The organism is Enterococcus sp. AZ020 (assembly GCF_050499205.1).
GTDB classification, from domain to species: Bacteria; Bacillota; Bacilli; order Lactobacillales; family Enterococcaceae; genus Enterococcus_L; species Enterococcus_L dunnyi.
In genome coordinates this window covers 1,442,498-1,455,072 of the sequence record NZ_JBIPAT010000001.1, presented here as the reverse complement: position 1 = coordinate 1,455,072, position 12,575 = coordinate 1,442,498, and the positions used below count along the sequence as shown (strand labels likewise).

Annotated in this window: 14 protein-coding genes; 12 read left to right on the top strand and 2 right to left on the bottom strand. The window is 36.3% G+C overall.

Annotated features, from left to right (window positions below; translation table 11 throughout):
- Nucleotides 1–19 precede the first annotated feature (19 nt).
- From IGI58_RS07075 to IGI58_RS07030, 10 genes are all read left to right on the top strand, one after another.
- Nucleotides 20–580 carry a sigma-70 family RNA polymerase sigma factor gene (locus tag IGI58_RS07075; RefSeq protein WP_087641708.1) on the top strand — a complete coding sequence of 187 codons (561 nt, stop codon included), beginning with the start codon at nt 20–22 and terminating at the stop codon, nt 578–580.
- 134 nt (nt 581–714) lie between these two features.
- Nucleotides 715–960 carry a Veg family protein gene (locus tag IGI58_RS07070; protein ID WP_069663217.1) on the top strand — a complete coding sequence of 82 codons (246 nt, stop codon included), beginning with the start codon at nt 715–717 and terminating at the stop codon, nt 958–960.
- Nucleotides 961–1,151: 191 nt separating this feature from the next.
- Complete coding sequence (locus IGI58_RS07065) at nt 1,152–1,733, top strand: ATP-dependent Clp protease proteolytic subunit (RefSeq protein WP_087641709.1); 582 nt, start codon at nt 1,152–1,154, stop codon at nt 1,731–1,733.
- A 216-nt stretch (nt 1,734–1,949) separates the two neighbouring features.
- Nucleotides 1,950–2,801 carry a 4-(cytidine 5'-diphospho)-2-C-methyl-D-erythritol kinase gene (gene ispE / locus IGI58_RS07060; RefSeq protein ID WP_225535029.1) on the top strand — a complete coding sequence of 284 codons (852 nt, stop codon included), beginning with the start codon at nt 1,950–1,952 and terminating at the stop codon, nt 2,799–2,801.
- A 149-nt stretch (nt 2,802–2,950) separates the two neighbouring features.
- A complete protein-coding gene (locus tag IGI58_RS07055; protein WP_429953981.1) occupies nt 2,951–3,913 on the top strand; it encodes a metal ABC transporter solute-binding protein, Zn/Mn family in 963 nt (320 codons plus the stop codon).
- Between the two features lie 102 nt (nt 3,914–4,015).
- Complete coding sequence (locus IGI58_RS07050) at nt 4,016–4,696, top strand: metal ABC transporter ATP-binding protein (protein WP_087641712.1); 681 nt, start codon at nt 4,016–4,018, stop codon at nt 4,694–4,696.
- Nucleotides 4,675–5,505, top strand: a complete 831-nt coding sequence (locus IGI58_RS07045; RefSeq protein WP_087642055.1) for a metal ABC transporter permease — start codon at nt 4,675–4,677, stop codon at nt 5,503–5,505. The genes IGI58_RS07050 and IGI58_RS07045 overlap by 22 nt, the downstream gene beginning before the upstream one ends.
- A gap of 237 nt (nt 5,506–5,742) precedes the next feature.
- On the top strand, nt 5,743–6,567 hold the full coding sequence (gene purR, locus IGI58_RS07040; protein WP_087641713.1) for a pur operon repressor: 825 nt from the start codon (nt 5,743–5,745) through the stop codon (nt 6,565–6,567).
- A gap of 166 nt (nt 6,568–6,733) precedes the next feature.
- A complete protein-coding gene (locus IGI58_RS07035; protein ID WP_429953982.1) occupies nt 6,734–7,879 on the top strand; it encodes an ArgE/DapE family deacylase in 1,146 nt (381 codons plus the stop codon).
- 124 nt (nt 7,880–8,003) lie between these two features.
- Nucleotides 8,004–8,954: an alpha/beta hydrolase gene (locus IGI58_RS07030; protein WP_429953983.1), complete on the top strand. Its 951-nt coding sequence runs from the start codon at nt 8,004–8,006 to the stop codon at nt 8,952–8,954.
- A gap of 137 nt (nt 8,955–9,091) precedes the next feature.
- Here the strand turns inward: IGI58_RS07030 and IGI58_RS07025 are convergent, their stop codons facing one another.
- Nucleotides 9,092–9,511: a DUF2000 domain-containing protein gene (locus IGI58_RS07025; protein WP_429953984.1), complete on the bottom strand. Its 420-nt coding sequence runs from the start codon at nt 9,509–9,511 to the stop codon at nt 9,092–9,094.
- A gap of 16 nt (nt 9,512–9,527) precedes the next feature.
- On the bottom strand, nt 9,528–10,343 hold the full coding sequence (locus tag IGI58_RS07020) for an AraC family ligand binding domain-containing protein (protein ID WP_429953985.1): 816 nt from the start codon (nt 10,341–10,343) through the stop codon (nt 9,528–9,530).
- A gap of 390 nt (nt 10,344–10,733) precedes the next feature.
- On the opposite strand from IGI58_RS07020, the gene IGI58_RS07015 reads away from it, so the two are divergent.
- Together IGI58_RS07015 and IGI58_RS07010 are read left to right on the top strand one after the other, a co-directional pair.
- Nucleotides 10,734–11,249 carry a hypothetical protein gene (locus tag IGI58_RS07015; RefSeq protein WP_429953986.1) on the top strand — a complete coding sequence of 172 codons (516 nt, stop codon included), beginning with the start codon at nt 10,734–10,736 and terminating at the stop codon, nt 11,247–11,249.
- A 338-nt stretch (nt 11,250–11,587) separates the two neighbouring features.
- On the top strand, nt 11,588–12,115 hold the full coding sequence (locus IGI58_RS07010) for a YcxB family protein (RefSeq protein ID WP_429953987.1): 528 nt from the start codon (nt 11,588–11,590) through the stop codon (nt 12,113–12,115).
- The last annotated feature ends 460 nt before the right edge of the window (nt 12,116–12,575 follow it).

Sequence of the window (12,575 nt, the reverse complement as noted above, 5' to 3'; positions counted from 1 at the left end):
TTTGGGAGGAGAAAAGGGAATGGATAAGTATGAACACATTTTAAAAGGAGATGGAATAGCGTTTGATCGGTTGTATCGAAAGTATCATCCGCTCGTATACAACTTTCGAAAAAAGTATTACTTGAAAGATTTTGACAAAGAAGACTGGCTTCAGGAAGGGCGGATCATTTTTTACCGTTCTTTGGAAAAATATGAAGAAACCTATAGCGTTTCGATCGGGAAATTTTTCAAGTCGAACTTTGAAAATCATATTCGTAGTCTTGTACGAAAACAATGTGCAGTGAAACGGACTGTAGATGTGCAATCCATTTCGTTAGATCAAAAAATGGAAAGTCAGGGAGAATCTTTTTTTGATTATGCAAGCGTTGAAGCTGCAGATGCATTGGAACAGATGATCATCAGAGAAAAGCTGGAAGAATTACCTCAGATACTGTCACCGTTTGAACGAACGACGTTTCAGGAATTTATGAATGGTAAAGAGATCGGAGAAATCGCAAAGGCAACTGCAAGCCGCGAAGTCACAGTCAGAAGTGCTTATGATCGAGCAAAAAAGAAATTGAAATCAATTATTTATGATTAAAATGAGAATTTATAGAAAAATTCACATGAAATAATTATCAAAAATAAGATAGAATTAGTTGCATTTCATTTTCTGCTATGGTAAACTTGAAATTTTTATCTGTATGTGTTATAATGGAGTTTGAGGTGAATGCAATGCCAACAACTTTAGCGTCAATTAAGAAAGATTTAGAATGTCGTATCGGCAGCAAAATCACATTAGTTGCTCAGACCGGCAGAAAGCGTCAAACTGAACGTAAAGGTATTTTGACAGAAACGTATCCATCTGTCTTCGTTGTAGATTTAGATCCAGATGAAAACTCATTCGAACGAGTTTCTTATAGTTACTCTGATGTGCTGACTCGCACAGTCGAAATTGAGTTTGTTAGTGAAGCTGTCTAAAAATAGTTCAAAGAAGATAGACAGAAGTGCTTAACTTCAAGCAATCATTACTTTTTTACCATCGTTTATCTGGAATTTAAAGAGAGGAGATATCGCTCAAAGAGTGATATCTCCTCTCTTTTTCCGTAATACTTATGATAAGTAAAGAGAATTATGGTAGTATTGTGGTAGGTAAAAAAGGAGGATATGCGATGAATGAGCAAGAAAACACCAAGCAAGAAACAAAACAACAAGATGTATTGACTGAAAAAATGATTGGAACGAGAACCGTGATCATTTCTGGAGAAATAAATGAGCAGATGGCGAAGGAAGTTTGTAATCAGCTGCTATTATTAGAGTCAATCAATGATGAACCGATCAATTTGTTTATTAGTAGTAATGGAGGTCATGTTGATTCAGGCTATCTGATTTTTGATATGATCAATTTTATCAAACCAAAAGTAAATATCATAGGTTCAGGCTGGGTGGTCAGTGCTGGAGCACTTATTTATTTATCCAGCGAAAAGGAACGACGCTATTGTCTTCCTAATACCCGTTTTATGATTCATGAACCTTCAGGTGGCGCACAAGGTCAGTCCAGTGATATGGAAATTACTGCTAAGGAAATTATCCGTACAAGAGAAAAAATCAACCAACTGATTTCCAAAGAAACTGGTAAAGATATTGAACAAGTGAGAAATGATACTGCTAGAGATTATTGGTTGAGCGCTGAAGAGGCTCTAGAATATGGGATCGTAAATAAAATTATTAAAAATAGAAGTGAAATCAAGTAAAAGTGAAAATGTCATAATTTGACTATCTATCTGTAATGAAACCTAAGATAACCTCAGTTTGGTTGTTTTAGGTTTTTTATTTGTATAGAAGAAAGGGTGTATTTTCTGAGGAAAATTGAATACTTTTCTACAAATCTATACATCTCAAACAACATATGTTAGAATTTAAAAGATTGTGAAGTTGGTTGAAGGAACAGAGTTAGATAGGTGAAAATAATGGAAATCATAGAAAAAGCACCCGCAAAAATCAATTTGGGGTTGGATGCTCTCTATAAAAGAAAAGATGGTTATCATGAATTAGAGATGATCATGGCTAGTGTGGATTTAGCAGATCGACTGCTATTTGAAGAGCTGCCGGAAAATAAGATCGTGATCGAAACAGACAGTTCTTTTTTGCCTGTAGATAGAAGAAATCATGTCTATCAAGCAGCAGAGCTGTTGAAGAAAACGTTTAATTTGACGCAAGGGGTCAGAATCACAATAGAAAAAAGAATCCCAGTTGCTGCAGGTTTAGCTGGCGGCAGCAGCGATTGTGCAGCGACACTTCGTGGGTTGAATCGATTGTGGAATCTGGATCTATCGTTGGAAAAATTAGCTGAACTAGGTAGTCAGATCGGTTCAGATGTTCCTTATTGTATTCATGGCGGGACAGCTTTTGTTACAGGTCGGGGAGAAAAAATCGAGTTTTTACCTTCGATGCCTCAATGTTGGGTTGTTTTAGTAAAGCCAAGGATGAGTGTCTCGACAAGTTCGATTTTTGGCAGCTTGTCTTTCAACAGTATTCAACATCCTGATATTGCTGGGATCAGACAGGCAGTGGAAACAGACGATTATCAATTGATGACTGAAAAAATCGGTAATGCTTTAGAAGGTGTGACGATCAAACGACATCCAGTCATTCAGCAAATCAAAGATCGAATGATCAATTATGGGGCAGATGCAGCACTGATGAGCGGCAGCGGACCGACCGTTTTTGCTCTATGTGAGAAAAAAACGCGTGCTCAGCGAATTTACAATGGCTTAAAAGGCTTTTGTGATGAGGTTTATCTTGTGAGGACGTTGAAATAGAGAAAAAATCTGTAGCCACTATCGGTTACAGATTTTTTTAACTTTACTATTTTCTCTTGACGTACCTCTTTCCTTCTGTTAAATTAGTTCTTGCTACCAAATCGTAAATATTACGATTTAAATAAGATAAATCGAAATGGGGATACGAAATGAGAAAAAATAAATGGCTATATATGGCAGGAATTCTTTTGATAGCGGCAGTTACGACATTGACTGCATGCGGACAAACAAAAGAAACTGATAAAGCAGCAAAAGATGGTAAAATAAAAGTTGTCACAACTTTTTATCCAATGTACGATTTTGCAAAAAATGTTGTGGGGGATGCTGGTGACGTTCAATTATTGATCCCGGCAGGAACAGAGCCACACGATTATGAACCAAGTGCTAAGGATATTGCTAAAATAACGGATGCAGATGCGTTTATTTATAATAGTCATGAACTAGAAACATGGGTCGAAGCTGTCTTAGAAAATGTCGATCAAAAAAAAGTAGCTGTTGTTGAAGCTGCTGGTTCTATCGATTTAATGGAAGGTGCGGCACATGACCATGAGGAAGAAGAATCAGATCATGAAGGACACGATCATGATCACGAATTAGACCCTCATGTATGGCTGGATCCTGTATTGGCTCAAAAGCAAGTTGAAACCATCCGAGATGCATTGATCAAAAAATATCCAGAGCAAAAGGCAACATTTGAACAAAATACAAAAGAGTATCTAAAAAAACTTGCTGCTCTTGATAAAGAGTATACAGAGGCTTTTGCTGATGCAAAAAACAAAACATTCGTGACTCAGCATGCTGCTTTTGGTTATTTGGCAAAACAATATGGTTTAACACAAGAATCAATTGCAGGAATTTCTCCAGATCAAGAGCCTTCACCAAGTCGTTTAGCTGAATTAAAAAAATACATCAAAGAACATGATGTTGCTGTCATCTACTTTGAATCCTCAGCTTCATCAAAAGTAGCGGAAACATTATCTAGAGAAACAGGTGTGGAACTTTCAGTACTTAATCCATTGGAAAGTATCACGAAAAAAGAACAAGAACAAGGGGAAGATTATATTTCTGTTATGAAAGCCAATCTTGAAGCCTTGAAAAAAAGCATTAAATAGATGAGATACCATCTAGTCTATTGAGTACAAATGAACGGTGGCAGCAGAAGTAGTTTCTTCTTATGGATACTTCTGCTCCAACCTCAAAAAAGGAGCAAGATCATGCATTATCTAGAAGTTAAAGATCTCACATTTTATTATGATGATGAGCCAGTCCTAGAAGGTGTATCTTATCATGTCGATCCAGGTGAATTTGTGATTTTGACTGGAGAAAACGGCGCAGCAAAATCGACATTGATCAAGAGTAGCTTAGGACTGTTGAAACCAACTAAAGGGACGATCACGATTTCTAAAGAAAATAGTGAAGGGGAAAAGCTGAGTATTGGTTATATTCCTCAGCAAGTGGCCTCATTTAATGCGGGTTTTCCAAGTACGGTGATCGAATTGGTCCGATCAGGTCGTTTTCCGCGTGGTCGCTGGTTCAAGCCATTGACTAAACGGGATCATCAGCATGTGGAAAAAGCATTAAAAGCTGTCGGTATGTGGGAAATGCGTCATAAACGGATCGGGGAACTTTCTGGCGGACAAAAGCAACGAATCAGTTTAGCTCGTATTTTTGCGACAGATCCGGACTTATTTATTTTAGATGAACCAACAACAGGAATGGATGAAACGTCCAGAAACGAGTTTTATCGCCTGTTAAGGCATAATGCGCACGATCATGGCAAAGCGATCTTGATGATCACTCATGACCATGAAGATATAAAATCATATGCGGATCGACAAATTCGTTTGGTTCGGAAGGAGGATTCACAGTGGAGATGCTTTCATATGAGTTCATGAGAAAAGCCTTTTTAGCGGCGACCTTCATTTCAGTGATAGCTCCAATGCTGGGGGTATTTCTTGTGATCAGAAGACAATCGTTGATGGCAGATACACTATCTCATGTATCATTAGCAGGAGTTGCTTTAGGATTCTTCCTGAATTGGAACCCGGATATCATGACATTGGTTGTCGTGATCATCGCAGCAGTGATCTTGGAATATCTACGCATGATCTATAGCACATATTCTGAAATCTCGATTGCTATTTTGATGTCAGGAGGTCTGGCATTAGCGCTTGTGCTGATGAATTTGAGCGGCGGTAATTCTGCAGCCAGCATCCAGTCCTATTTATTTGGTTCGATCGTGACGATCACTTGGCAGCAGGTCATTATTTTAGCAGTTTTATTTGTTGTTTTAGTGGTCTTATTTTGTTTATTCAAACGACCAATGTATGTACTGACATTTGATGAAGATACAGCGCATGTCGATGGTCTTCCGATCCATTGGATGTCGATGTTGTTCAATGTGATCACAGGGGTTGCGATCGCAGTGATGATTCCGATTGCTGGAGCGTTGTTGATTTCAGCGATCATGGTATTGCCGGCTGCGATCGGTATGCGGATCGGTAAAGGGTTTAATACAGTGATCATCATTAGTGTGATCATGGGATTGATTGGCATGTTAACAGGATTGACGGGTTCTTATTATTTAGAGACACCGCCAAGTGCCAGCATCACATTGATTTTTATTGGATTGTTTATTTTGGTCAGTGTATTCAAAAAGATCATCGTGACGATACAGCGAAATAAGAAGATGAGCCGCGGTTGATTACAACTTATTTTAGTGAAGATAGGAGGAAAAACGAAAGTTTTTTCTCCTATCTTCTTTTTTGTTTTCTAAATTGCGAACTATTTTTCATTTTTTTTAAAAAATGCTCGAATTTTTTCATCAAACACCTTATAATAGGGAACGATAGATTGAAAGGACGTACCATTAAATTTTAAGCAGGTATACTCATAAAGAGCATGACGAATAGATCTATAAAAAGAAAAAGGAGTGACGGATTTGAAAATTCGGAGAAGTGAGCGTTTGATCGATATGACGCAGTATTTGTTAGAGCATCCACATACATTGGTTTCATTGACTTATTTTGCGCAACGCTACAAGTCAGCAAAGTCATCGATCAGTGAAGATTTGGCAATTATCAAAAAAACATTTAAAGAGCGTGGAACAGGGATTCTTGAAACGATTCCAGGCGCTGCTGGAGGCGTTCAGTTTATTCCTGAAATCCCATTTGAAGAGTCTAAGGAATTGGTTTTATCTTTGTGTGATCGCTTGTCAGAACAGGATCGCTTGCTGCCGGGAGGATATGTCTATCTTTCTGATTTATTGGGACAGCCGGAATTATTGCGTCAGGTTGGACGAATCATTGCTTCCAAGTATTTAGATGAGCAGGTAGATGCAGTAATGACTGTAGCGACTAAAGGTGTACCGATCGCTCAAGCAGTTTCCTACTATTTAAATGTACCTTTTGTAATCGTGCGACGCGATTCAAAAATCACTGAAGGATCAACGGTTAGTGTGAATTATGTTTCTGGTTCTTCTGAGCGGATCGAAAAAATGGAATTATCAAAACGCAGCTTGAAACGCGGTTCTAGAGTCTTGGTTGTGGATGATTTCATGAAAGGCGGCGGAACAGTCAACGGAATGAAGAGCTTGATCGAAGAGTTTGAAGCTGAACTTGTTGGCATCACTGTTTTTGCAGAATCAAAATTCAATGGTCAACGGGCAATCGAAGATTACACTTCATTGTTGTATGTGAAAGATGTAGACACTCAAACGAAGACGATCAATGTAGTTCCTGGGAATTATTTTGACGAAGAAAAATAGCTTTGACTTTGGTTTTACTCAAGTACAAATGGTACTTAGTAAAGCCTTTTTTAATTTAACAAAAATCTTAAATAGGTGTATAGTAGATGTGTGAAATGGAATATCCAACCTTTTTCCACACATAATGAAGAACCTTGGATGTATCTAATGAAAGAAGGCATACACAATGGAAAAACAAGAAAAGATTCAAATTTTAAAAGACCTTGTTGCAATCAAATCAGTCAACGGTAATGAAAAGGAAGTTGCAGAGTATTTAAGCAAGCTATTTAAAAAGCATGGGATCGATTCTTCATTTTTAGAATATGATAAGGATCGTGATAATTTGATTGTTGAAATCGGCAATCAAAAAAGTGAGAAGGTCTTGGCTTTTTCAGGACATATGGACGTTGTTTCAGCTGGAAATGCTGCAGACTGGACGTCAGATCCATTTAAACCAGAAATTCGTGATGGGAAGCTATTTGGACGCGGCACTTGCGATATGAAGAGTGGTTTGGCAGCTATGGCAATTGCTATGATCGAGTTGAAAGAAGAAGCAGCTGACTTTAATGGTCGTTTACGCTTATTGGCCACAGTCGGTGAAGAAGTAGGCGAGCTTGGTGCTGAACAGCTGACCAAAGAAGGATATGTTGATGATGTGACTTCTATGGTCATCGGTGAACCTTCAGGATATGCCGGAATCGTTTATGCACATAAAGGATCGATCAATTTTAAAGTTTCTTCTCTAGGGAAAAATGCCCACAGTTCTATGCCGCAATTAGGCGTGAATGCAATCGATCATTTGAATGATTTCTATACAAGAGCCAATGAATTATTCCGCAGTGAAACACACACTGATGAAGTGTTAGGTGACTTCATTTATAATGTGACGATGATTTCTGGCGGGGAACAAATCAACAGTATCCCAAGTGAAGCGAGTCTGGAAGGAAATATCAGAACGATTCCAGGGTATGATAATGATCTAGTCATCAAAAAAATGAATGAGCTGATCGATGAGTTGAATCAAAAAGAAAATTATCGGTTAACGCTAACGATCGAAGCCAATAAAATTTCGGTGAAAAGTGAAAAGAACTCGGATATTGCTAAAATTGCGCAGCAAGTAGCTAAAAGGCAAGTAAATGTAGATATTCCGATGGTCGGTGTGTCTGGAACCACAGATGCAGCAGAATTTACAAAAGGGAAGCAAGCATTTCCTGTGATTATTTTTGGTCCGGGCAATGAAACACCCCATCAAGTCGATGAATATGTCGATATTGATAATTATTTGGAAATGATCGATATCTATAAAGAAATGGCTATGGTCTATTTAGCATAATAGCTTAAAATACAAGCAGAATTCTATTAAATTCTGCTTGTATTTTTTTAATAAAGCGTACTATTTGAACTAGTTGGAATATGGGCTTAACATGAGGCTATAACATTGGAAAGAAGGTAGCAGTATGGTAAAAAGAATTTCTTTAGAACAATCAGCACTTGAATTCAGTGAGGCAAATGCAAAAGAACCATTTATCTATCAGCTCCCAGTTAATGATGCACGCGATTTACTTGAAGAGGTCCAAAGTTCACCAGTGGAAAAACTTGAAGCTGACATCAACGATCAGCAATGGGATCTAGGTGATCACGGTACGATCAATGTACGCACCGTAAAACCAAAAGAAGCAACAGGAAAACTCCCAGTGATCCTTTATGTTCATGGTGCAGGCTGGGTATTAGGCAGTGCACATACACATGATAAGTTAGTTCGAGAATTAGCTGTTAGAACAAATTCTATTGTGTTCGTTCCAGAATATGATCGTTCACCAGAAGCAAAATATCCAGTAGCGATCGAACAATGTTATGCAACGTTATTAAAACTAGTTGATGATGCTAATGACGAATACGATACTAGTCGCTTGACGATTTCAGGAGACAGTGTCGGCGGAAATATGGCAACTGTCTTAACGATGTTGGCAAAAGATCGTAAAGGTCCTAAAATCAGCCAACAATTATTGTACTATCCAGTGACAAATCATTCCTTTGATTCAGGATCATACAATCAATTTGCCGAAAATTATTTCTTGGCAAAAGATGGAATGAAATGGTTCTGGGACAACTATCTACCAGAAGGACAAGACGCTACGATCAAAACGATTTCTCCATTGCAAGCGACAAAAGAGGATCTTGAAGGCTTGCCTGCTGCAATGATTTTAAATGGTGAAGCAGACGTATTGAGAGATGAAGGAGAAGAGTATGCCCGCCATTTACGTGAAGCAGGTGTTGATGTCACACAAATTAGATTCCAAGGAATGATTCATGACTTTGTTATGGTCAATTCGATGGATCAAAGCAATGCGACTCGAGCAGCGATGGATGTATCGACGGATTGGATCAATAAACGTAATTCAAAATAAAAGCTTGATAATAAAAAAAGAACTGTACTATCTGACGTTTTAAGATCAGATAGTGCAGCTTTTTTTGTGTAGTATCAAAGAAGCTGTTTACTTCTAATTTTTTATCAACAGCTATAGCAAACCTCTTTTAGAGTGTTTTAACGCAATAAAGGCAAACTACCAGTCAATTTATTCACTAACTTTTTACTTCCATATAGACATAAGCCATAATAATGGATCTGTTCCGGAGCTGTATTTTTCATATTCTCGGTATATAGTTCATAGGAGCCGCAGGTTTGAGCAATATTAGAAAAACCGATGACAGTCAAACTTGAATAACGCTCATCATTTAAAACTGTTCTAAGAGTGCTAAGTGACTCTTCAGAGGATTTCAAAATAGGAATCGGATAATTAACGATTCCGAGATGTTTTTGATCATTAGAGTCATAAACAGCAGCGCCTATACCAGCGGGAAATTCTTTTCCTAAAGTTGCGCCTAATATAGCGGTCGTGTTGGCAATCAAGCCTATAGGCAATGCTTCATCAATGAGCATCACACATTTTTGTTCTGGTACCATTATGTACATCCTTTCTTTAAGCAATAAAAATTTTTTGATACATTTTTGGTGTAACACCGATTTGCGCTTTGAATACTCGGGTAAAATGACTTTGATCACTAAAACCAGTTTCCATAGCGATTTCAGTGATGGAAATGTCACTTTTTAATAATCGTTTGGCCTGATTGATCCGAGTCGTGATCAGGTATTGAAAAGGGGTCAAACCAAAGTATTTTGTAAATAGCCGAATGAATGTATATTGATTCGTTTCTGCGAATACACTCAATTCAGCAAGTGAAAGCTTTTGTGCATAGTTTTCTTCAATGAATTCTTTTGTTTCATTGATTTTGTGTGGAATGGTCGGATGTTTTGATTCTTCATGACTTGAAAAATTTGATAGTAGATCATTCAACAGCAAGGTAAATAATTCTTCGATTTCAAAAGTATCATTTGCCCGTTCATTCATCAGCCGTTCGTGTAATTGTAAAAACAGTTGATTTTCTTGTGTTGTTTCAGGAACAGTTACAGTAAAAATCGGATTTTTGGTTAATGATAGTCGTGCGTGCACATGTTTTTCCATGATCTCAGGGCGAATATGCAGGTTTCGATAGATCAGTGGTTTACCATCTATGGATTCACATTCATGGTTATCATACGGATTAAAGAAAATGAAATCTCCTTCTTTAAGAATATATTCTTTATTCTTACAAGATAGTTTTCTGCTGCCTTTTTCAATATAACCAATCACATAGTAGTCATGGAAATGATTTGGAAATTTTTGCTGGATACCATCAAAGACTAGCGCTTCGATTTCTAGTTGTGAGTTATAAACGATTTGTCTGTTTTCTAGCATAGCGTTCTCCTTTGTAGATCAAGAATAGCATAAGCCAAAGCTAAAATTATAGAATAATATTGATGAAAAAATAAATTTTCTAATACGACAGGGGTACCCATAGTCATTTATACACATTATGTAAAAATTACTAACAATCGAATGAAAAATCTGATATGCTTGTCAGTAGAAAGAATGCGAGTCGGACAACGGTATTAAACGGAGTAACGATCCTTACAACCAACTCTAAAATCGATCCAAAAAGAACGAATAGGATAGCTATAAGGCTGTATAAAAATGGTCATGAGTGAGAAGATGATCAATCAATAGTTGTATATGATTTTGTTACAGGAAATTGGCAGCTTCAAGATTCAAAATACGTAGAATGATATGAGAGATAGGAGAAGAGTAATGAGAAAAAATTGGTATAAACTGATCATAAGTTTTGGATTGATTTGTATGGGCGTTCTAATTTTTGAAGTCGAAGTTAATGCAGCAAGTTTTGATTCCATGAAAGATCATGTTTTAAATGGCACGGGTGAACTGATGCATCCTAATCTCTACAGGGAGATGACGGAAGAGGAAAAAGAAGACTTTAAAGATGATCCAAATGCGCCAACTCAGATCAACCGAGCAATGACAGAACAAGAAGTGAATGAGTATATTTATTATGTAGAGAAATATCAAAAAGAAAATGATACTTCTGAGGTACCTTATGAAGCGTATGATTATGTTCAATATATTGCTGAAGAAATGGATAGAAATCAGTCACTAGAAATCACCAATGATCTTAGAGAAGAAGCTGAAATGTTTGCTAATAAACAACATAAAAAAGGAGAAAATCAAAATAGCAGCTCTGAGAGCTCTGAAATAAGAAGTGTAGTAGTTGTTTTGGAAAAATTTATGGCGATTCAATTGTTTGTTTAAGGTTTATACAAATGATAGTGGATAGTTTTTTCCCCGATAGAGTATAGGCAGTTGAATATTGTGAGAGTGTAACTATGATAAGGATCTCAGATATTCAATAGAATTGCTGAAAATAAAAATCTAGGATAGAGAACTTCTCTTTCCTATTTTGTTTAACATAAATCAAGTGCTTTTTATACTAAATTTTGAAGAAAAAACGAATCGGTAGCAATGAATCTTTTTCTCTTCAATGGGGAGTCACCCAAAATATTGGATTTCAATTTAATTAATGTAATACACGTTTTACAAAATTAAGATATGGTTTTTTAGAAGAAAAAGTGTAAATTCTTGGAGGAGTTATGAAAATTTATTATGAAATAAGTCTAGAGGATAATATGAATTTTTTTGCTTATCAAGTAAGGAAACAGATTAATCCATCAATTAATGATTCAATAAAACGATGGAATATATTTTGTTTTTTTATTTTGACTATAATCTTACCAGTAATAGAATATAGTGTGAATAAAGAAAAATTTGTAGGAATCATTTTTTTCTTTATTGGTCTTATCATTTTTGGCTTGATGAATTATAAATCCAATTTAAGGAGTTTATGGTGGAAATTTTATAAAAAGAAAGCAAGAAAAGACTTTAAAAAAATGTATTATGAAGATGATGAAACAGCAAGGAAAGTATATTTAAGTGTTGATGAGACTCAAATAGTTATAGAGAACGAAGACAGAAAAAGAATTTATAAAGAAAAAGATATCAAATTTGTTGATGTTGATGATTTTTACTATTATATATTTTTTAAAAACTATGAAGGTACTTTAATACCAAGAGAATATATTAGTCAAAGAGATAGTGAGTGGTTTGAGAAGCACATGTAAATAAATTATGCTAAAAACATTCGATTTTAGATATATAAATAAAAAATCCTCCATTAATTAATGGAGGAACAGATCATGATTTAGTCATATGTCTTTTACTACGATTAGTTACAGCCTCTAGTACAACACAAGAAATGAAAAGAAGGACGAACATGAAAGCAAACAAAACTCCACCGCCAAAAATACAAATGCCTCCGACTAGACTAGTGAGACCAAACATGAAATTTTTAAACGTGTCCATAACTATTCCCCACTTTCATAGAAGCTCTTTCTAAGACAGGATTATTCTAATTGTATTCATTGAGTAGATGAATTATCGAAAACGTTCGTTTTTGATGTAAAAGATCGATCTCTCATATTTAATGTTAAGTGAATGAAGTAGTTTTGTCAATTTTCAAAAGAATCAATCAAGGCTCCTTAATTCAAGTTTTTCCGTTAAAAAAACTGACTCAACATTAAG